Here is a 20,461-nt window from a genome sequence, read left to right on the forward strand (position 1 = left end):
CTGATTCCCCTCTCGGACTGTCCCCTGTTGCCGCGGCACCCGCGGTTGTCCAAAACCCTACGCAAGGGCACTGACAGTGCCGTACCCAGGCCCGCACTTTGTGTCGGTCTTGCAACACAGCGCGTGGGAACCCGGGCACGGCGGCCTCGCGGGCCGGGCCGTCAGGCCAGACCCGCCTCCTTCATCTGACGCAGTTCCTTCTTCATCTCGGAGACCTCGTCACGCAGCCGGGCGGCGACCTCGAAGTGGAGATCGGCGGCGGCGGCCCGCATGCGCTGGGTCATCTCCTCGATCTGCTCGGCGAGTTGGGCGGCGGGACGGTCGGTCGGAACGGTCTCGGCCTTGCCCTTCGCGGACTTCGCCGACGAGGCGGCCGTGGCGGATTTCGCTCCCTTGGCGGCCTTGCCGCCGAGTGCGGGAACCGGCGCCTTGGTGCCCCCGCCGTCCTTCTTCGCGCGGTAGCCGGAGCCGAGCAACTGCTCGGTGTCGACCTCCTCGCGGGCGATCTGGGCCACGATGTCGTTGATCTTCTTGCGGAGCGGCTGCGGGTCGATGCCGTTCGCCGTGTTGTACGCGACCTGCTTCTCCCGGCGGCGGTTGGTCTCCTCGATCGCCCGCTCCATGCCCGGGGTGATCTTGTCGGCGTACATATGGACCTGGCCGGAGACATTGCGCGCCGCGCGCCCGATGGTCTGGATCAGCGAGGTGCCGGAGCGCAGGAAGCCCTCCTTGTCGGCGTCGAGGATCGCCACCAGGGAGACCTCGGGCAGGTCGAGGCCCTCCCTCAGCAGGTTGATGCCGACCAGGACGTCGAACTCACCGGCGCGCAGCTCGCGCAGCAGCTCGATACGGCGCAGCGTGTCGACGTCGCTGTGGAGATAGCGCACCTGGATGCCCAGTTCCAGGAAGTAGTCGGTGAGGTCCTCGGCCATCTTCTTGGTGAGCGTGGTGACCAGGACGCGTTCGTCCTTCTCCACGCGCGTGCGGATCTCGTGCACCAGGTCGTCGATCTGGCCCTCGGTGGGCTTGACGACGACCTCCGGGTCGATCAGACCGGTGGGGCGGATGATCTGCTCCACGACGCCGTCCCCGCGGGACAGCTCGTACTTGCCGGGTGTCGCCGACAGGTAGACGGTCTGTCCGATGCGCTCCTGGAACTCCTCCCACTTCAGCGGGCGGTTGTCCAGGGCGGACGGCAGCCGGAAGCCGTGGTCGACGAGGGTGCGCTTGCGGGAGGCGTCGCCCTCGTACATGGCGCCGATCTGCGGGACCGTGACATGAGACTCGTCGATGACGAGCAGGAAGTCGTCCGGGAAGTAGTCGAGCAGGGTGTTCGGCGGGGAGCCGGGCGAGCGGCCGTCGAAGTGCATCGAGTAGTTCTCGACACCGGAGCAGGAGCCGATCTGGCGGAGCATCTCCAGGTCGTAGTTGGTGCGCAGGCGCAGCCGCTGGACCTCCAGGTGCTTGCCCTGCTTCTCCAGGTCGGCCAGGCGCTCGCCCAGTTCCTTCTCGATGTCGTTGGCCGCCCGCTCAAGGCGCTCGGGCCCCGCGACGTAGTGGGTGGCCGGGAAGACGTAGAGATGGTCGTCGTCGCTGATGATCTCGCCGGTGAGGGGGTGGAGGGTGGAGAGGGCCTCGATCTCGTCACCGAACATCTCGATGCGGACGGCCAGCTCCTCGTAGACCGGGAAGATCTCGATGGTGTCGCCGCGCACCCGGAAGGTGCCGCGGCTGAACGCCAGGTCGTTGCGCGTGTACTGGATGTCGACGAAGCGGCGCAGCAGCGCGTCCCGGTCGATCTCGTCGCCGACCTTGAGGGAGACCATGCGGTCCACGTACTCCTGCGGGGTGCCCAGGCCGTAGATGCAGGAGACGGAGGCGACCACCACGACGTCCCGCCGGGTGAGGAGGGAGTTGGTGGCGGAGTGGCGCAGCCGCTCGACCTCCTCGTTGATCGAGGAGTCCTTCTCGATGTAGGTGTCCGACTGCGGGACGTACGCCTCGGGCTGGTAGTAGTCGTAGTACGAGACGAAGTATTCGACCGCGTTGTTCGGCAGGAGTTCGCGGAATTCGTTCGCCAACTGGGCGGCCAGGGTCTTGTTCGGCGCCATCACCAGGGTGGGGCGCTGAAGCTTCTCGATCATCCACGCGGTGGTGGCGGACTTGCCGGTGCCGGTCGCGCCGAGCAGGACGACGTCCTTCTCGCCGCCCTGCACGCGCCGGGCCAGCTCGGCGATGGCCGCCGGCTGGTCGCCGCTGGGCTGGTAGGGGCTGACGACCTCGAAGGGCGCCACCGTGCGTTCGATCTGGGATACGGGCCGCATGGCATCCACCGTACGACCCCCCACTGACAACGGGGCCGGGTCAGCGGTTCTGCGGGGTGCGGGTCTCGTGGTGGGCGGCCGTTCCGCGGGTGCGGAGGCGCAGGCGGCGCGGGGTGTGGGCCGGGTGGGCGGAGCCGGGGCGGGCCGGGACGCCGGGCTTGTGCTCGACGGGCGCCCGCTCGGGCCCGCCCATGATCATCAGCGGGTCGAAGAGGATGACGACGCCGGCGAGGCAGAGGAAGGCGAGGGGGCCGATCAGCATCGGCGCGAGGAGGGTGGTGGGCGAGTCGCCCGGGACGGGGGCCCCGGTGTGCAGGTGCACCTTCATGGCGGCCATGCCCGTGTAGTGCATGCCGGTCACGGCGAGCCCCATGACGAGGGCGGCGCCCACGCTCCACAGGAAGCCCCTGACCTGTCCCGCGGCCCACAGGGCGGCGGTGGCGGCCACCATGGCTATCGCGACGGAGGCGCCCACGGTGAAGGTGTTGTACTCCAGCGTGCCGTTGAAGCTCATGCCGGCCATGCCCAGGTAGTGCATCGACGCGATGCCCAGTCCGGTGATGGTGCCCCCGGTGAACAGCGCGGTACCGGTCGCGCCCCGGTAGCCGACGATGAAGATCCCGACGCCGACCATGACGACGGCGACGGCGAGGCTCGCGTAGGTCATCGGCTTGTCGTAGTGGATCGGGGCGTCCTGGATGGTGAAGCCCATCATGGCGATGAAGTGCATCGTCCAGATCCCGGAACCGATCGCCGCCGAGCCGAGGGCGAGCCATCCGGGGCGCCAGGAGTGCGAGACGAGCAGCGCCCTGGTCGTGCAGCGCAGACCGAGGGCGCCGCCGAGGCAGGCCATGACGTAGGCCACCAGCGGTGTGACGAGGCCGTAGCTGAATCCGTCGACCGTGCCGTGCATGCGCGGCTGCCCTTCCGCCCTGTTGGATGTCCTGACGCGCCCCTCCCCGGGACCGCGCGAGCGGTCAAGGCTGAGAGAGAGTATGACTGCCACCGGAATGGTCGAACGATTTTCCGGCAAAGAAACACGGTCCTGCCCCACATGTGCGGCATCCGTGAGGGCCCGCGGCACCATCTTTCATCCTGTCTTTCCTTCCGCGCGCCTTCCGCACCCCCCTCGTCGTTCACTCTGTGCTGTCACAGTTGAGCCGTACGTGACCGGTATGTGAAATCGATCCACACAAGGAGTGCACATGCACGCGCGTGCAGTTGCCGCCACGACCACCGCGCTCCTGGGCACCGCCGCCCTGCTGCTGCCCGTCCACGACGCGCGCGCGGGCGGCGCGGTCCGGCCCACGGTGATCGCCCACCGGGGCGCCTCCGCGTACGCCCCCGAGAACACGCTGGCCGCGGTCGACGAGGCCGCCGCGCGGGGCGTCGTCTGGGTGGAGAACGACGTCCAGCGCACCAAGGACGGCGAGCTGGTGGTGATCCACGACGACTCCCTGCGCCGCACCACCGACGTCGAGGAGGTCTTCCCCGACCGTGCGCCGTGGAAGGTGGCGGACTTCACCGCGGCCGAGATCGCCCGGCTGGACGCGGGCGGCTGGTTCGGTCCCGCCTACGCGGACACGCGCGTGCCGACGCTCGAGGAGTACGTGGACCGGGTGGAGCGCAACCACCAGAAGCTGCTCCTGGAGATCAAGAACCCCGCCCTGTACCCGGGCGTCGAGGCGCAGACCCTCAAGCTGCTGAGCAACGAGGGCTGGCTCGACCCGCGGCACCTGTCCGGGCGGCTGATCGTGCAGAGCTTCAGCGCGGACAGCCTGCGGACCGTGCACGATCTGAAGCCTGCGGTGCGGACCGGGCTGCTCGGGACGCCGCCCGTGGCGGAGCTGCCCTCGTACGCGGGCTTCGCCGATCTGGTCAATCCGTCCCACACCACGCTGTCGCGGTCCTATGTGGACGCCGTGCACGCGCTCACCGGGCCGCACGGCCGGCGGATGGAGGTCTTCGCCTGGACCGTCGACGACGCCCCGGCCGCCCGCACGGTCGCCGGGTACGGGGTCGACGGCATCATCAGCAACAAGCCGGACGTGGTGCGGCGGGCGGTGTACTGGTACTGACGCCGGGCCCGTGTCCCGGCCGGACCGGCGCCGGCGGTGGAGCGGCCGGGGGCGTTGTCGGTGGCGGGCCGTACGGTGGGGCGCATGAGCAGCCATGCGCAGAACGAGCAGCGGGTCGTGTGGGCCGTCGTCGGCAGCGACATCGGTCCGCTGCTGCTGGCCGCGACCCCCGAGGGCGTGGTCAACGTCGTGTTCCACGCCACCGGCCCGGTCCGGGACCAGGCGCTCGCCCGGCTCGCCGAGCGGCTCGGCACCGAGCCCGTCGAGGCGCCCGGCTCCCCGCTGCTGTCCGAGGCGATACGGCAGCTCGACGCGTACTTCGCGGGTGACCGGCGCGACTTCGAGCTGCCGTTGGACTGGTCGCTGATCTCGGGCTTCAACCGTCAGGTGCTGCGCGAGCTGGCCTCCGGGGTGCCGTACGGCGCGGTCGTGGGGTACGGCGATCTGGCCGGCCGGGTCGGGCAGCCGGGCGCGGCCCAGGCGGTGGGGGCGGCGATGGGTGCCAATCCGCTGCCGATCGTGGTTCCCTGCCATCGGGTCGTCGAGAGCGACGGCGGCATCGGAGGGTTCGGGGGCGGCCTGGAGACCAAGCGGAAGCTGCTCGCGCTGGAGGGGGTCCTGCCCGAACCGCTGTTCTGACGTCCGACGGGTGCCGCCGGCCCCACAGGTCGGACAGGGGGGGAGATCGCGCCGGTGACCGGCCTCATCGTCAAACGCGCGGGCGTGCCGCCCGTCGACGCCGCGCAGGTGCCCGCCCTGCGGCGGCGTACGACCGCGGTGCTGGTCGCCGCGCAGATCCTCGGCGGGCTCGGGGTGGCCACCGGCATCGCGCTGTCCGCCGTCCTCGCCCGGCAGGTCAGCGGCACCGAGGCGCTGTCCGGGCTCGCGCCCACCGCGACCGTCGCGGGGACGGCCGTCCTGTCGATGCCGCTGGCCGCGCTGATGGCGGCACGCGGGCGCCGGCCGGGGCTGGTCCTGGCCTATCTGATCGGCGCCCTCGGCGCCTCCGTCGTGGTGGTGGCCGCGCGGATCGGCAGCTTTCCGCTGCTGCTCTGCGGCATGGCGGCCTTCGGCGCGGCTTCCTCGGCGAACCTCCAGGCCCGGTTCGCGGCCGCCGATCTCGCCGAGCCCGAGCGGCGGGCCCGGGCGATCTCGCTCGTGGTGTGGGCGACGACGGTCGGCGCGGTGCTTGGCCCGAACATCTCCGCGCCCGCCGGCCGCAGCGTCACGGGTCTCGGGATACCCGAGGCGGCCGGACCCTTCCTGTGGGCGGCCGCCATCTTCGTCGTCTCCGCGGTCGTGGTGGCCGTGCTGCTGCGCCCCGACCCGCTGCTGACGGCCCGCGCGCTCGCGCCCGAGGACGAGCGTTCCCCCGAGGCGCGTTCCCTGCGGGCCGGGCTGTCGGCCGTCGCCGCCTCGCCGCTCGCCCGGCTCGCGCTGGTGACGGTCGCCGTGTCCCACACGGCGATGGTCTCGGTGATGGCGATGACACCGCTCGACCTCGCACATCACGGGGCGGGCATCGATCTCATCGGGCTGGTCATCAGCGGGCACATCGCCGGCATGTACGCGTTCGCGCCGCTGATGGGCCGGCTCGCGGACCGGGTGGGGCGGCTGTCGGTGACCGGGCTCGCGGCGGGTCTGCTGGCCTGCGCGCTGTTCCTGGCCGGCACGGCGGGCGGCTCCCACGGGCAGACCGCCGCCGGGCTCTTCGTGCTCGGCCTGGGCTGGTCGGCCGGGCTCGTGTCCGGCTCCACGCTGCTGACGGACGCCGTCCCGCAGTCCGCGCGGGCGGCGGCGCAGGGGCTGTCCGACCTCACGATGAACACCTCGGCCGGGGTCGGCGGGGCGATCGCCGGGCTGGTGGTGGCGAAGGCGAGCTACGCGTGGCTCAACCTCGCGGCCGCCTGTCTGCTCGTACCGCTGGCCGCGCTGGTGCTCTTCACGCGCGGGGGTTTGACGCGGCGCGGGGCTCGCCAGGGATGAGGGGAGAGCGACATACAGGAGGCAGGCGTGGTGCTGGTGGTGTCGGAAGAGGTGCGCGAGGCGCTTGACGCGCGTCGCCCCGTGGTGGCCCTGGAGTCCACGATCATCGCGCACGGGCTGCCTCGCCCGCGCAATCTCCAGGTGGCGCTGGAGCTGGAGGCGGTGGTCCGGGAGCAGGGCGCCGTGCCGGCGACGATCGCGGTGCTGGACGGGCGGCCCCATGTCGGCCTGGACAAGCAGCAGTTGGAGCGGGTGGCCAACGAGGACGGGATACGCAAGCTGGGCCATCGAGATCTGCCGCCCGCGGTGGCCGCGGGCGCGAGCGGGGCGACGACCGTGTCGGCGACGGCCCTGCTGGCCGCGCTGGCCGGGGTGCGGGTGTTCGCGACGGGCGGGCTCGGCGGTGTGCACCGGGAGTGGACGGTCACCCAGGACGAGTCGGCGGACCTCGGTCTGCTGGCCCGCACGCGGATCACCGTGGTGTGCGCGGGCGTGAAGTCGATCCTGGACGTGCCGGCGACGCTCCAGCGGCTGGAGACCCTGGGGGTGACCGTCGCCGGATACGGCACGGACCGCTTCCCCGGCTTCTATCTGTCCGACTCGGCACACCCGGTGGACTGGACGCTCACCTCCCCGGCGCAGGTGGCCGCGGTGATGCGGGCCCAGGACGCGCTGGACATGCCGGAGTCGGCGCTGATCGTGGCCAACCCGGTGCCGGAGGAGGAGCAGTTGGATCCCGCGCTGCACGCGCGGGTGCTCGCCGACGCGCTGCACGCGTGCGAGGCGGAGGGCGTCAGCGGCCAGGGCGTCACCCCCTTCCTGCTCGACTACCTGGTGCGGCACACCGACGGGGCGTCCCTGAGCGCCAACCTGGCGGCGGTGCGCGGCAATGTCCGGCTCGCGGGGAGGATCGCGGCCGCCTGGGCCGCCGGGTGAGCGGCCTGCCGGGCGGGGCCGCCGCGCGCGAGGGCGGCGGGGCGCTGCTGGTGGTCGGTGACGTCGTGACGGACGTCGTCGCACGGCATCGGGGTCCGCTGGCGTCGGGGACGGACACGGTCGCCGTGATCCGCACCCTGCCGGGCGGCGCGGGCGCCAACGTGGCGTGCTGGGCGGCCCATCGGGGGTGTGCGGACGTCCGGCTGCTCGGGCGGGTGGGCGCGGACGCGGCGGCCTGGCACGAACGCGAGCTGATCGCCTCGGGGGTACGGCCCCGGCTCGTCGTCGATCCTCAGGCCCCGACCGGCACGGTGATCTGCCTGGTGGACACCGGTGCGGCGGCGGAGCGGACGTTCCTCACCGACAGCGGCGCGTCCCTGCGGCTCGGCCCCGAGGACTGGTCGGAGGCCCTGCTGGACGGGGTGGGGCGGCTGCATCTGTCGGGCTATCTGCTGTTCTCCGGGACCGGGCGGGCGCTGGTCCGCACGGCCGTGGCATCGGCACGCGCGCGTGGAGTCCCGGTGAGCCTCGATCCGGCGTCGGCGGGCTTTCTGGTGGAGCTGGGTGTCGAGCGGTTCATGGCCCTCGTCGAGGGGGTGGACGTGCTGCTGCCCAGCCGGGACGAGGCGTGTCTGCTGACCGGGCTGCCGGACGGCGCGGACGCGGCGGCCGCGTTGAGCCGCCGTGTGCCGCTGGTGGTGGCGAAGCAGGGCGCGGACGGCGCGCTGGTGGCCCGGGACGGTGCCGTGCTCGCATCGGTCCCCGCGGCCCCCGCGACGCCTCGGGACACCACGGGCGCCGGTGACGCCTTCACGGGCGCCTTCCTCGCCGCGCTGCTGACGGGCGCGGACCCCGGCGCCGCGGCGGCGGAGGGGTGCCGGGCGGGGGCCCTGGCGGTGGAACGCGTCGGCGGCAGACCGCCGGTGGGCGGGGGCGGCACCGAGCCCTCCGAGTCGGCCGGGTCCGCCGAGTGCCCCAAGTCCCCCGAGCCTTCCGGGCCTTCCGAGCCTTCCGGTTGTTCCGGGCCTTCCGGTTGTTCCGGGCCTCCCGGGCCTTCGGTCGATGACGGGCAGGCGGCGGGCGACCCGGCGCGCGCCGGGTGAGGGGGTGGAGTCCGTACCCGGTTCTCGGCGTTACGGCTTCCTCCCCCACGCCGAGATCATCGGAGCCGTCGCCAGGTCCATGGTGCCGGTGGCCACGTTGGCGAGGTGTCGCTCGATGTCGTCCTCGGTGGCGAGGCCGGCGCCGACGAGCCGGTCGCGGATCTGACGGACCGTCGCGGACTCCAGCGCCCCGCAGGCGTCCGAGCTGAGCGGGAAGTAGGCGTCGGCCTCGACCCGGCGCAGCCCGGCCTCGCGGAGCAGACGGGGCAGCTTGCGGCCGTAGGCGAGGTCGGCGCCGCGGTCGGCGAGCAGGGTGCGGAAACCGTTCCGCAGGCGGTTGGCGAGCTGCTGCTCGGGGCCGTGCTCGTCGGGGCAGATCAGGGGCTGGAGGGCGGGGTCGCCGTCCTCGACGAGGAGCCGGCCGCCGGGCCGCAGGGACTTGATCATCGAGGCCAACGCCCGCTCCCGGTCGGGGACATGGACGAGGACGAGCCGGGCGTGCACCAGGTCGAAGCCGTCGCCGGGCGGCTCCTCGGTGCCGACGTCGTGGACCCGTACCTCCACCGGCGGGCGGCCGACCGTGGTCAGCAGGCTCGTGTCGATGTCGGTCGCGACGACCTTGCCGGTCGGCCCGACCTTCTTGGCCAGCCAGGACACCACGGAGGTGCCGCCCGCCCCGACTTCCCAGCAGCGCCAGCCGGGGCCGACGCCGAGCCCTTCGAGGTGGCGGAACGTCGTGGGGTCGAAGAGGGCGGCGAAGGCGTCGAAGCGTTCGGCCGCCTCGGCCTGCCGGTTGTCCAGGAGGTACCCGTCGGTGCGCGTCATGCCGTGATCATCCCAGTTGACCTGCTTGTACAGGTGGGCGACGCGGCCGGATCGGTCACGCCGGGGGCGGGTACACGCCGTCCGAGGTGAGCTGGGCGACCGGTTGTCCACAGGCGGGAACAAAGCGGAATCCTCGCTGCCCACAGGCTCACCCACGGTCGGCGTGATCCTGGCAGACTGGCGCGCCAGGGCGCAGGAGTTCGGCGCGAGGAGATCCACGAAGGGGGGCCAGGATGACGATGGCGGGGAATCTGCGGAGGGTCACCGGCCTCGGCCGGGTCGGTGGTCTGCGCAAGGTGGCGCGGCTCGGCCGGCGGCGCAGCCGGGTCGACCTCAGTCATCACGCGCGCTCGCCGCTGGGCTCCTCGGTGGTGAACTGCGTGGCGTATCTGGACGGCGTGCGGGCACCGGCCGCGGGTGACCTGGTCAGCGCGGTGGAGGAGGTGCGCAAGCACCGGCGTGGTTTCGTCTGGCTCGGTCTGCACGAACCGACGAACGACGAGTTCGCGGGCGTCGCCGAGCTGTTCGACCTGCATCCGCTGGCGGTCGAGGACGCGGTCGAGGCGCATCAGCGTCCAAAGGTCGAGCGGTACGACGAGACGCTGTTCGCGGTGTTCAAGACGGTCTGCTATGTGGAGCACGAGCAACTGACGGCCACCAGTGAGGTGGTCGACACCGGCGAGATCATGGTGTTCGTGGGCCCCGACTTCGTCATCACGGTGCGGCACGGGCGGCACGGCTCGCTGGGTCCGCTGCGGGAGGGGCTGGAGTCCGATCCGGGGCAGCTCGCGATAGGGCCTTCGTCGGTGCTGCACGCCATCGCGGACCATGTCGTCGACGACTACCTCCATGTCATCGACTCCGTGCAGGCCGACATCGACCAGGTCGAGGCGGACGTCTTCGCGGAGAACGGCGCGCGGACCGATCCGGGGCGGATCTACCAGCTCAAGCGGGAGCTCCTGGAGCTGAAGCGGGCCGTGGTCCCGCTGAAGCGGCCGCTGACGGATCTGGCCGAGCACCCGGTGCGGGTGGTGGACCCGCAGATACAGGCGTACTTCCGGGACGTCTCCGACCATCTGCTGCGGGCCACGGAGCAGATCGCCGCGTTCGACGAACTGCTGAACTCGATCCTCCAGGCGCATCTGGCCCAGGTCACGGTCGCGCAGAACGAGGACATGCGGAAGATCACCGCGTGGGCCGCGGTGATCGCCGTTCCGACCATGGTCTGCGGTGTCTACGGCATGAACTTCGATCACATGCCGGAGCTGCACTGGAGGTTCGGCTATCCGCTGATACTCGGCGTGATATCCGGAATCTGTCTGCTGCTGTACCGGGGCTTCCGGCGCAACGGCTGGCTGTGAGGCGGAGGCGGGCCGTGCCCGGGGGTCACTGGCGGCTGGTCCCGGACATCGCGTAGACGTTCTCGACCCAGGACGCGATCTGATCGTCGTTCAGATGCCGGGCGAGGTCGGCTTCGCTGATCATGCCGACCAGGCGCTTGTTCTCGATGACGGGCAGCCGGCGGATCTGGTGGTCCTGCATCTCGCGGAGCACCTCGTCGACGTCGGCGCTCGCCTCGATCCAGCGCGGGGTGCCGTTGGCCATCTCCCCGGCGGTGACCTTGGACGGATCGTGGCCCATGGCCACACAGCCCACGACGATGTCGCGGTCGGTGAGGATGCCGCAGAGCCGGTCGTTGTCGTCGCCGATGGGCAGCGCTCCGACGCCCAGTTCACGCATCAACTGGGCGGCGCGGTCGAGGGTCTCGTGGGCGGGGATCCACCGGGCGCCCCGGTGCATGATGTCTCCGGCGGTGGTCATGCGTACCTCCCGTGGCCGGACGGCCGGCGCGGCGCGGGGGCACCGCTAGTCCCGGCGCCCTTCATTCTCGCCGTGCCGCCGGACGGTCGCACCCGGAGCCGGGCGCCGTCGGATCGTGCACCTGTTCAACGGCGGTTCGGTGGATCCGCTGCCCGTCAGCCGTTCCACGCCGGATGGCGGGGGTCGTCCGCGCGGACGACGACGTCGGCCGTGGCCGCCGGGTCGGTCTCCCGCTCGTAGGTCTCGTAGGCGGGGAGTGTCCAGTGGTCGGGTTCGGGGGTGCGGCGGCGGAGGGCGCCCGGGGAGAGGAGGACGTGCACGCTGAAGTCGAGGGGGAACCAGTGGCGGAGGAGAAAAGGGCCGTGCAGCAGCAGGAAGCCGCCGGGCGGGAGGTGGACATAGGGGGTGCGGGTGGCGCGGTCGGTGACCGGGTCCCACAGGTCGGGCAGGATCCGTCCGTCGCCGCCGGGTTCGAGGGGGCCGAACACCTCGCGCCACAGGGCGCCGGTGTCGAGCCAGCCGTCGTAGTAGGCGTCGACGTCCTGGTGGCCGTACTCCAGGCGGACCGAGGCGGGGCGCAGGAAGCCGTGGGCGTCCACGACCCGGGAGGGGCGGCCGCGGACGCGGAGTGCCTCGGCGACGCGTTCGGCGAGGTCGCCGGGGCGGGCGGCAGGGGCGCCGTCGAAGGCGATGCGCGGCCAGGGGCTGCCGTCGGCCGGCTTCAGGTCGAGCAGCCGCTCGGCGAGGAGGTCGCCGAGCCGTTCCCAGGTGATCGCTTCGAGTCGCACACGGCCCATGATGCGTCAGCCGCCCGGCGAACGCGGCGCCGCGGTGACGTGCCGCGACGGCCACCGGCGGGAATGAGGTCCCCATGACGGCCGCAGCACCCGCAGCACCCCCAACTCCCCTCCCCCGGCCCGGCCTTCTCGTCGTCCAGCCGCAGCGGCGCAGGCACTGCGTCGGATGCCGGCGCGGTCCGATGCCGATGGTGGTCGTGGAGGACGACGGGCCGCGCTGTCTGGACTGCGCCGACCTGGGACACCTGGTGTTCCTGGCGCGCGGCGACACGGCACTGACCCGCAGATCGCGGGAGGAGAGCACGCTGTCGGCGGTGGTGGTGCGGTTCAACCGGCGCCGGGGTCGGTACGAGCGGCAGGGCGTCCTGGTCGAGGAGGCGGGCCTCGCCCGGGCGGAGGCGCGGTGTCTGGCGGACGCGGAGGCGCGGCGAAGACGCCGGGTCCGGGACGCGCGGCGGCGGGCGGAGGAGGACGTGCGGTTCACGGCGGCGTTCGCGGCGGAGATCCTGCGGCTGCTGCCGGGGTGTCCCGAGGACCGGGCGCGGGCGATCGCCGCGCACGCCTCCCTGCGGGGCAGCGGCCGGGTGGGGCGCAGCGCGGCCGGGCGGGCGCTGAGCGAGCGGGCCGTGGTCTCGGCGGTCGTGGCGTCCGTACGGCATCTGGAGACGCCGTACGACCGGCTGCTGATGGGCGGGGTGCCGCGGCGCGAGGCGCGGCGGCGGATCGCGGCGGAGGTGGAGCGGATCCTGCGGGAGTGGGGGTGGGAGGCGGGGCTCGGCCCGACGGGCGCGTGACGGGCGTGGACGCTCGCTTATGGTCCGGCGCGGTTCGGCCATGGCCCTGGTGTACGGGTGGGAATTGACTGGGGAGGGTGGATGGTCGCGGGTGCGATCCGGTTCGAGGCGGGAGTTGACGTCGAGATGATCGATGGGCCGTATTTCGTGCTGACGGTGCTGGGGGTGCTCGGCACCGGGCTGGTGGCGGGGGTGTTCTGCGCGTTCTCGACCTTCGTGATGCGCGGGCTGGCGGCGCTTCCGCCCGCGCAGGGGGTGGCGGCGATGCAGGCGGTCAACAGGGCGGCGGTGCGGCCGGCGTTCATGGCCGTGTTCCTCGGGTCGACGGCGTTGGCGGTGGTGATCGCCGTGGTGACGTTCGTGCTGTGGCCGGACGAGGGGACGGTGGAACTGCTGCTGGGCAGCGCGCTGCATCTGTTCGGTTCGTTCGGGGTGACGATGAGCGCCAACGTGCCGCGCAACGACGCCCTGGCCCGGCTGGATCCGGGCGCTCCGGAGGCGGCGGCGTACTGGCCGCGGTATGTGCGCGAGTGGACGGCGTGGAACCACATACGCACGGTGGCCTCGGGCGCGGCGGCAGTGTCGTACCTGCTGGCCGTGGCCTGATCCGAAGCGGGCGCCCGGCCCGCGCCCGCTTCCCGCGGAGGGACCGGGGGAAAGCGGTGTCCCGCGGCTCTGCGGGGCCGCGCGGTGGGACGTATCGTGGCCGGAAGAGTGCCGCCCGATGACGCACGGCCTGTCGCGCACACGCACGCGAGGACTACGGACATGGCCGATCCCAAGGGATTCATGACCACTCCGCGCCAGGACCGGCCCCGCCGGCCCGTGGAGCAGCGGGTCCGGGACTGGGACGAGGTGTACGTCCCCGGCGCGCTCCTGCCCATCGTGAGCAAGCAGGCGGACCGCTGTATGGACTGCGGGATCCCGTTCTGTCACGACGCGTGTCCGCTCGGCAATCTGATCCCGGAGTGGAACGACCTGGTGTCGCGGGAGGACTGGCGGGCGGCGAGCGACCGGCTGCACGCGACGAACAACTTCCCGGAGTTCACCGGGCGGTTGTGTCCGGCGCCGTGCGAGGCGGGGTGCGTGCTCGCCATCAACCAGCCGGCCGTCACCATCAAGAACGTCGAGGTCGCGATCGCCGACCGGGCGTGGACGGACGGCTTCACGCCGCCGCGCCCGCCGGACCGGCTCTCCGGGAAGACGGTCGCGGTGATCGGTTCCGGCCCCACCGGGCTGGCGGCCGCGCAGCAGCTCACGCGCGCGGGGCACACGGTCGTGGTGTACGAGCGGGACGACCGGATCGGCGGCCTGATGCGGTACGGCATCCCGGCGTTCAAGATGGAGAAGCGTCATCTGGAGCGGCGGATCGAGCAGATGCTCGCCGAGGGGACCCGGTTCCGTACGTCGACGGCGGTCGGGCGGGACATCGGGGCGGCCGAGCTGCGGACCCGGCACGACGCCGTGGTGATCGCGACCGGGGCGACGGCGTGGCGGGAACTCCCGGTGCCGGGGCGCGAGTTGGCCGGGATCCAGCAGGCGATGGAGTATCTGCCGCTGGCCAACCGGGTGTGCGAGGGGGATCTGGAGGTGTCGCCGATGTCGGCCGCCGGCCGGCACGTCGTGATCGTCGGCGGCGGCGACACCGGCGCGGACTGTCTGGGGACGGCGGTGCGGGAGGGGGCCGCGTCCGTGACCCAGCTCGACATCTACCGGCAGCCCGGCGCCGAGCGCGACGAGGACACGGAGCCCTGGCCGACGTATCCGAAGATCTACCGGATGTCGGCGGCGCACGAGGAGGCGCGCGATCTGCGGACCGCGCCGGCGGCCGACGCCGACGCGCGCCTGTTCTCCGCCTCCACGCTCCGCTTCTCCGGCGACGAGGCCGGTCATGTCCGTTCGCTGCACGTCGTCGAGGTCGACGAGCGGCGCACGCCGGTGGCGGGCACCGGGCGGTCGATCCCCGCCGACCTGGTGCTGCTCGCCCTCGGCTTCTCCGGGCCCGACCGGACGGACGGGCTGACCGACCAGTTGGGCCTGGCGATGGAGCCGCGCGGCACGATCGCGCGGGACGGCGGTTTCGCGACGAACGTCCCCGGGGTGTTCGCCGCCGGGGACGCGGCGCGCGGCCAGTCGCTGATCGTGTGGGCGATCGCGGAGGGGCGGGCGGTGGCGGCGGCCGTCGACCGCCATCTGACCGGCGCCTCCCGGCTGCCGGCGCCGATCTCGCCGTACGACCGCCCCATGACCGTGTGAGCGGAAGGAACCGGCCGGGCGGCCGGGGTCAGCGGCGTTCGTCCGTGCCCGCCACCTTGGCCGTCGCCAGGGCGACCCGGTTCCAGGTGTTGATCGCGCAGATCAGGGCGATCACCTGGGCCAGCTCCGGCTCGTCGAAGTGCGCGGCGGCCTCGGCGTAGACGTCGTCCGGGACACCTCCGTCGGCGACCAGGGTGAGCGCCTCGGTCAGGGCCAGGGCGGCCTGTTCCCGCTCGGTGTAGAAGTGGCGGGCCTCGCGCCAGACGGCGACCAGGTGCAGCCGGTCCTCGCTCTCGCCGGCCTTGCGGGCGTCGTTGGTGTGCATGTGCAGGCAGTACGCGCAGTGGTTGAGGTGGGACGCCCGGATCTGGACCAGTTCGACGAGGGCGGGGTCGAGGCCCTCGCGGGCGGCGGCGTCGAAGCCGATGAGAGCGCGGAACGCCGGGCGGGCGGACCGGCCGAAGTCCAGCCGGGTGCGGGCGGCCTCGGCGGCGGCGATCGCAGTGGCGGGGTCGAGGGCGGACTCTGCATCGATGAGAGCGGTGGCGGTGTTCGTCGTCGTGTGATCCATGTGCTCCAACCTAGAAGCCGGAAAGACCCCCTGTAGGGTGCATTTCCATGGGGGATTCGTGGGTCAATTCCGCGGAGCGGATCGGTGCGGACCTGCATCTGGAGCTGTCCGGTCCCGGCGGACGGCGGGCCGCGCTCATCCGGGCGCTGCGCGAGGCCGTGCGTGACGGGCGGCTCGCCCCGGGCACCCGGCTGCCGCCCTACCGTTCGCTCGCCGCCGACCTCGGGATCGCCCGCAACACGGTGGCCGACGCCTACGCCGAACTGGTCGCGGAGGGCTGGCTGACCGCCCGCCAGGGCTCCGGCACCCGCGTCGCCGAACGGGCCGAACCCCTGCGCCGCGCCGAACGGACACCGGTGGACGCGCCGCCACGCGCGCGTGGCCCGCTGCACGATCTGCGGCAGGGCACCCCGGACGTGTCGGCGTTCCCGCGCGCGGCCTGGCTCGCCTCCTACCGGCGGGCCCTCCAGCAGGCGCCCAACGAGGTCTTCGGGCCCGGTGACCCCGCCGGGCGCCGGGAGCTGCGCGAGGCCCTCACCGAATATCTGGCACGCGCGCGTGGCGTACGCACCGAGCCGGAGCGCATCGTGATCTGCTCCGGCTTCGCCCACGCGCTGCGGCTGCTGTGCGCTCCCGGCGGGGTGCTGCGCGGCCCGCTGGCCGTGGAGGCGTACGGGCTGGGCTTCCACCGGGAGCTGCTCGCGGCGGCGGGCGTGCGGACGGTTCCGCTGCCGCTGGACGAGGACGGGGCGCGCGTGGAGGCGCTGGGGCGCGAACGGGCCGTCCTGCTCACTCCCGCGCATCAGTTCCCCACCGGCGGCCCGCTGCACCCGAGCCGTCGGACCGCCGTCGTCGACTGGGCACGCGCGCGGGACGCCGTGGTGCTGGAGGACGACTACGACGGCGAGTTCCGCTACGACCGCAGGCCCGTCGGCGCCGTCCAGGGCCTCGACCCGGAGCGGGTGATCTACATCGGCTCGGTGAGCAAGAGTCTCTCGCCCGCGCTGCGGCTGGGCTGGATGGTGCTGCCGCGGCGGTTCGTGGACGCGGCGCTCGCCGCCAAGGGCGAGCGGGAGGCGTGGGCGAGCGTCCCGGACCAGCTCGGTCTGGCCGACTTCATCGTCTCCGGGGCGTACGACCGTCATGTACGGCGGATGCGGCAGCGCTACCGGGGGCGGCGGGACCGGCTGGTCGCGGCGCTGGCGGCCCAGGCGCCGCACATCGGGGTCACCGGGGTCGCGGCCGGTCTGCACGCGGTGCTGCGGCTGCCGCCCGGCACCGAGCGCTCCACGGTGAAGGCGGCCGCCTGGCAGGGCATCGCCCTGGACGGCCTGGCGTCCTTCCGGCACCCGGAGACGGACCTCCCGGCGGCGGACGGGCTGGTCGTCGGGTACGCGACGCCGTCGGAGCACGCGTACGGCGCGGCGCTGGACGCCCTGTGCGGCGTGCTGCCGCCGGACCGGCGCCGCGAGCGGGGTCCACGCCACCCGGGGTGAGGCGCGGCGGCAATCCTTCCCGCGGACGAGGCGCCGCGCGCCCCTCCTGCCCGAGGAGGAGCCGGGAGGAGCCGGGACCTGCACCCGCCGGACGACGCCCCGGGCGCGGTCTCCGCCCCACTCACCAAATCTTCCCCTAGGTGTCCGAAAAGCGGCTTACGGGCTACATGGATCCGAACGGCGGTGGGACCATCGGAACAGGAGGTGTGCTGTCGTCGCGCCCGGCGCCGGGCAGGCAGCGGCCGCCCCCATCCTTCGTTCCGCCGTCAGGCGCAGGGCCCATCCCGCGCGTCCCCCCTGTTGGCGGTCGGTACGGGAGGGTGTTGATGACGACGCTCGACGAACGTCATGGAGACGGTGCCGGCGGCAGGGATGTGCCGGGCGGCGAGGCCGTCCTCGCTCTCGCCGGGGCCCGGGACACGGCCGCCGTCCCGCTGGACGACCCCGGCGCCGCACTCCCCGGACTCACCGGCTCCAAGGCCGCGAACCTCGCCCGCGCGGCCCGCGCCGGACTGCCGGTGCTGCCCGGGTTCGTGATCCCGCACGGAGGCGGCGGCGACACCGTCGCCCTGCGGCGGGCCTGGGACGACCTCTCCGACGGGGGAACCCTGCCTCTCGTCGTACGGTCCTCGTCGCCGCGGGAGGACACCGAGGGGTCCTCGCTGGCGGGCCGGTTCGCCTCGGTGCTCGACGTACGCGGCTGGCCGGCCTTCCGTGCGGCCGTGGGGACCGTGCTCGACTCGGCGCGGCTGCCCGACGGGTCCACGGCGCCCATGGCGGTCCTCGTGCAGCCGATGCTCGGGGCGCGGGCCGGCGGGGTGATGTTCGGGGCCGACCCGGTGGCGGGGCGGTCCGACCGGATGCTGGTGAGCGCGGTGCACGGCGGCCCCGACAGCCTCGTCGGCGGGGAGCGGACGGGCACGGGCTACTGGCTCAGCGCCCGCGGGCGACTGCTGCGCACAGAGCAGGCGGAGCAACCGGAGCACCCGGAGGAGGGCCCGCTGGAGAAGGGCCCGCCCCTCACCCGCTCCGAGCTGGCCCGGCTGGTCCGGCTCGCGCGACGGGCCCGCAAGGTGTTCGGCGGACCGCAGGACATCGAGTTCGGGTTCGACACGGACGGGCGGCTGTGGCTGTTCCAGAGCCGTCCCATCACGGCGATGGCGGCACGGCCCGCGCGCGGCGCCCGTCTGCTGGGACCCGGCCCGGTCGCCGAGACGCTCCCGACGCAACTGACCCCGCTGGAGGAGGACCTGTGGGTCACGCCCATGGCGCACGGTCTCGCCGCCGCGCTCGACATCGGGGGCACCGCGCCGCGCCGGCTGCTGCGGACGGTACCGGTGGTCCGCACGGTCGGCGGGCGGGCGGCGGCCGACCTGCGGCTGCTCGGCGCGGCCCGGCCCCGGCATCCGTGGCTCGCGCTGCTCAACCCCGCGCCGGGAGCCCGCCGGCTCGCCGCCGCGTGGCGGGTGGGACGGCTCGGCACGGCGCTGCCGGGCCTGGCGACGGACCTCGTCGCGGACGTCGACCGCAGGCTGGCCGGCGTCCCGGCCCCCGCCGGAACCCCCTCCCCCGCGCTGGTGGCCGAGCTGCGCTGGACGCGCCGGGTCCTGGTGTCCCTGCACGCCCAGGAGGCGCTCGCGGGCGCCCTGCTGCCCGAACCGCCGACCAGCCGAACGGCGGCGGGCGCGGCGCTCACCGCGCTGGCGGCGGCCCGCGCGCGGGGCGTTCCCGACGCCCGGGTGATCGCCGCGGAACCGGTGGTCCTCGCCCTGACGGCACCGAGCCTGCGCGACCGGCCACGGACACCGGACGCGCACGTGCCGGAGCAGGGAGACGGCGGCACGGGAGGCGGAGGGCCCCACAGGGCGAGCGAGCAGGATCCACGACACGCCGACCACCCCCTCACCCACACCCGCTCCCCTGTCCCCGGTCTCCCGCCCCGAGAAGCCCTCCGCCTGCGCATCCGCTGGGTCCAGGAGCTTCAGGTCCGGCTCGCCCGGGAGGCCGCCCGGCGGACGGGGCTGGACGTGGAACGTCTGGCGCTGCTGCGCTGGACGGAGGTGGCCGCCGCGCTGGAGGGCGGCCCGCTGCCGGCCGACGCGCACACGCGTGTGCCGCCCTCCGCGTCGCCCGCGCTGCCGGACGCCTTCCGGCTGGCGGAGGGCGAGGTCGTGGTCGCCGAGCACCACGACGACCACCGTGACGACAGCCGAGGCGACGGCAACGGCAATCGCGGCCTGGGCGCCTCCCGCGGCCGCGCGGTCGGCACCGCCTGGGACGGCACGGGCCCCCGCCCGCCCGACGCCGTGCTCGTCGTCCGCACCCTGGACCCGGCGCTCGCCCCGCTGCTGCCGGACCTGACGGGGCTGGTCGCGCAGACCGGCAGTCCGCTGTCCCACCTGGCGGTCCTGGCCCGGGAGTTCGGGCTCCCGGCGGTGGTCGGCGCCGCGCACGCCGTACGCCGCTTCCCGCCCGGTTCGCGGCTCTCGCTCGACGGCACCACGGGCGACGTACGCGCGGGGGAGGCGCCGTGAAGAAGGTCATGTACGTGTTCGCGGGCCTCGCGGCGGCCGGGGCCGGCTCGTACCTGGTGATCTACCTGTACCGGTGGCAGTGGCAGCGGGCGCTGATCTGCGGGGTGCTGCTGCTTGTGGTCGAGGTGCTGCTGTTCGGCATCGTGCTGCTGGGGCGGCTGACCCGGATCGAGGAGCGGCTGCGGGACACCGACCGGCGCCAGCGCGAGGCGGAGGCGCGCCAGGAGGACGTGCTCGCCCGGCTGCGGCAGCCCGCGCGGGCACGGGAGGACACGCGGTTCCGGTGGCTGGAGGACCCGTCGGACCGTACGTACGTCTTCGTGCCGGTCCTCATGGTCACCGGGGTGCTGCTGTCGGGGCTGGCGTGGGTGGTGCAGCGGATCGCGTCGGCCACGACGAGACCGGCCGAGCGGCGGCTGGCCGGACGGCTCGCCGTGCTCGGCGCCCCCGGTCCGGAGGGCGAGGACGAGCGGGGCGGACCGGACGAGCTGGCGGGGCTGCCGCCGGAGCGACCCCGGATGTCGTGGGGCCGTACCGCGCGCGGGGCGGTCGTCGTGGTCGTGGCGGGGGCGCTGACCGTCGCGCTGGTCGCGGGGATCGCGGAGCTGACCCAGACCCGGGAGGAGGAGCCGAACGGCAGCGCGGCGACCTCCGTGCTCGTACAGGTCGACCTGCGGGGCCCGGACGTGACGTCCGCGCGCCGGGCGCTGGCCGCGGAGCAGGTGTGGGAGCGCTGCCGGGACTCCACGTCCGTACCGCTGCGGCACACGGCCCTGGGCGACCTCGGGGACGGGCTGTTCGCCGGGGTCGTACGGCCCGCCCTGACCGAGCACGACCGGCTGCGGCTGCGCGGCTGCCTGGAGGACACGACCCTCGAACGCGCCCATCTCACCGTGGTCGGCGTCGGCGACACGGGCACGGACGACGACTGACCGGGGCG

18 protein-coding genes are annotated in these 20,461 nt (G+C 73.7%); 12 read left to right on the top strand and 6 right to left on the bottom strand.

The window, feature by feature from the left end:
- Nucleotides 1-161: 161 nt before the first annotated feature.
- Both uvrB and AFM16_RS10250 read right to left on the bottom strand, forming a co-directional pair.
- Nucleotides 162-2,324 carry an excinuclease ABC subunit UvrB gene (uvrB, locus tag AFM16_RS10245; RefSeq protein WP_078633104.1) on the bottom strand — a complete coding sequence of 721 codons (2,163 nt, stop codon included), beginning with the start codon at nt 2,322-2,324 and terminating at the stop codon, nt 162-164.
- 40 nt (nt 2,325-2,364) lie between these two features.
- Nucleotides 2,365-3,237 (bottom strand): MHYT domain-containing protein, encoded by an 873-nt coding sequence (locus tag AFM16_RS10250; RefSeq protein WP_078633105.1) that lies wholly within the window; start codon nt 3,235-3,237, stop codon nt 2,365-2,367.
- A gap of 292 nt (nt 3,238-3,529) precedes the next feature.
- Here AFM16_RS10250 and AFM16_RS10255 point away from each other — a divergent pair, with 292 nt between their 5' ends.
- The 5 genes from AFM16_RS10255 to AFM16_RS10275 all read left to right on the top strand — a co-directional run bounded on the left by AFM16_RS10255 (nt 3,530) and on the right by AFM16_RS10275 (nt 8,427).
- On the top strand, nt 3,530-4,402 hold the full coding sequence (locus AFM16_RS10255) for a glycerophosphodiester phosphodiesterase (protein WP_078633106.1): 873 nt from the start codon (nt 3,530-3,532) through the stop codon (nt 4,400-4,402).
- An 84-nt stretch (nt 4,403-4,486) separates the two neighbouring features.
- Complete coding sequence (locus tag AFM16_RS10260; protein WP_078633107.1) at nt 4,487-5,041, top strand: methylated-DNA--[protein]-cysteine S-methyltransferase; 555 nt, start codon at nt 4,487-4,489, stop codon at nt 5,039-5,041.
- Between the two features lie 54 nt (nt 5,042-5,095).
- Nucleotides 5,096-6,388, top strand: a complete 1,293-nt coding sequence (locus tag AFM16_RS10265; RefSeq protein WP_078633108.1) for an MFS transporter — start codon at nt 5,096-5,098, stop codon at nt 6,386-6,388.
- Nucleotides 6,389-6,415: 27 nt separating this feature from the next.
- The gene (locus AFM16_RS10270) at nt 6,416-7,324 is read left to right on the top strand and encodes a pseudouridine-5'-phosphate glycosidase (RefSeq protein ID WP_078633109.1); all 909 of its coding nucleotides are present in this window, start codon (nt 6,416-6,418) and stop codon (nt 7,322-7,324) included.
- Complete coding sequence (locus AFM16_RS10275) at nt 7,321-8,427, top strand: carbohydrate kinase family protein (protein WP_179123263.1); 1,107 nt, start codon at nt 7,321-7,323, stop codon at nt 8,425-8,427. Before AFM16_RS10270 ends, AFM16_RS10275 begins: the two co-directional genes overlap by 4 nt.
- Nucleotides 8,428-8,457: 30 nt before the next feature.
- Here AFM16_RS10275 and AFM16_RS10280 read toward each other — a convergent pair whose 3' ends face one another.
- Nucleotides 8,458-9,252 carry a methyltransferase gene (locus AFM16_RS10280; RefSeq protein ID WP_030791412.1) on the bottom strand — a complete coding sequence of 265 codons (795 nt, stop codon included), beginning with the start codon at nt 9,250-9,252 and terminating at the stop codon, nt 8,458-8,460.
- A 233-nt stretch (nt 9,253-9,485) separates the two neighbouring features.
- On the opposite strand from AFM16_RS10280, the gene AFM16_RS10285 reads away from it, so the two are divergent.
- Nucleotides 9,486-10,613, top strand: a complete 1,128-nt coding sequence (locus AFM16_RS10285; RefSeq protein WP_078633110.1) for a magnesium and cobalt transport protein CorA — start codon at nt 9,486-9,488, stop codon at nt 10,611-10,613.
- A gap of 25 nt (nt 10,614-10,638) precedes the next feature.
- Here the strand turns inward: AFM16_RS10285 and AFM16_RS10290 are convergent, their stop codons facing one another.
- Both AFM16_RS10290 and AFM16_RS10295 read right to left on the bottom strand, forming a co-directional pair.
- A complete protein-coding gene (locus AFM16_RS10290; RefSeq protein WP_030791419.1) occupies nt 10,639-11,073 on the bottom strand; it encodes a CBS domain-containing protein in 435 nt (144 codons plus the stop codon).
- 155 nt (nt 11,074-11,228) lie between these two features.
- Nucleotides 11,229-11,870: a nucleoside/nucleotide kinase family protein gene (locus tag AFM16_RS10295; protein ID WP_030791422.1), complete on the bottom strand. Its 642-nt coding sequence runs from the start codon at nt 11,868-11,870 to the stop codon at nt 11,229-11,231.
- A gap of 74 nt (nt 11,871-11,944) precedes the next feature.
- On the opposite strand from AFM16_RS10295, the gene AFM16_RS10300 reads away from it, so the two are divergent.
- From AFM16_RS10300 to AFM16_RS10310, 3 genes are all read left to right on the top strand, one after another.
- Nucleotides 11,945-12,664: a DUF2293 domain-containing protein gene (locus AFM16_RS10300; RefSeq protein ID WP_078633111.1), complete on the top strand. Its 720-nt coding sequence runs from the start codon at nt 11,945-11,947 to the stop codon at nt 12,662-12,664.
- Nucleotides 12,665-12,790: 126 nt separating this feature from the next.
- Nucleotides 12,791-13,270 (top strand): anthrone oxygenase family protein, encoded by a 480-nt coding sequence (locus tag AFM16_RS10305; protein WP_078636898.1) that lies wholly within the window; start codon nt 12,791-12,793, stop codon nt 13,268-13,270.
- Nucleotides 13,271-13,432: 162 nt separating this feature from the next.
- Nucleotides 13,433-14,920: a glutamate synthase subunit beta gene (locus AFM16_RS10310; RefSeq protein ID WP_078633112.1), complete on the top strand. Its 1,488-nt coding sequence runs from the start codon at nt 13,433-13,435 to the stop codon at nt 14,918-14,920.
- Nucleotides 14,921-14,948: 28 nt separating this feature from the next.
- Here the strand turns inward: AFM16_RS10310 and AFM16_RS10315 are convergent, their stop codons facing one another.
- Complete coding sequence (locus tag AFM16_RS10315; protein ID WP_030791434.1) at nt 14,949-15,491, bottom strand: carboxymuconolactone decarboxylase family protein; 543 nt, start codon at nt 15,489-15,491, stop codon at nt 14,949-14,951.
- A 47-nt stretch (nt 15,492-15,538) separates the two neighbouring features.
- Here AFM16_RS10315 and pdxR point away from each other — a divergent pair, with 47 nt between their 5' ends.
- The 3 genes from pdxR to AFM16_RS10330 all read left to right on the top strand — a co-directional run bounded on the left by pdxR (nt 15,539) and on the right by AFM16_RS10330 (nt 20,453).
- Nucleotides 15,539-16,987 carry a MocR-like pyridoxine biosynthesis transcription factor PdxR gene (pdxR, locus tag AFM16_RS10320; RefSeq protein WP_078633113.1) on the top strand — a complete coding sequence of 483 codons (1,449 nt, stop codon included), beginning with the start codon at nt 15,539-15,541 and terminating at the stop codon, nt 16,985-16,987.
- Nucleotides 16,988-17,313: 326 nt separating this feature from the next.
- Nucleotides 17,314-19,521: a PEP/pyruvate-binding domain-containing protein gene (locus tag AFM16_RS10325; protein WP_078633114.1), complete on the top strand. Its 2,208-nt coding sequence runs from the start codon at nt 17,314-17,316 to the stop codon at nt 19,519-19,521.
- Nucleotides 19,518-20,453, top strand: a complete 936-nt coding sequence (locus tag AFM16_RS10330) for a hypothetical protein (protein WP_078633115.1) — start codon at nt 19,518-19,520, stop codon at nt 20,451-20,453. Before AFM16_RS10325 ends, AFM16_RS10330 begins: the two co-directional genes overlap by 4 nt.
- Nucleotides 20,454-20,461 lie beyond the last annotated feature (8 nt).

The organism is Streptomyces antibioticus (genome assembly GCF_002019855.1).
Taxonomy (GTDB): domain Bacteria; phylum Actinomycetota; class Actinomycetes; order Streptomycetales; family Streptomycetaceae; genus Streptomyces; species Streptomyces antibioticus_B.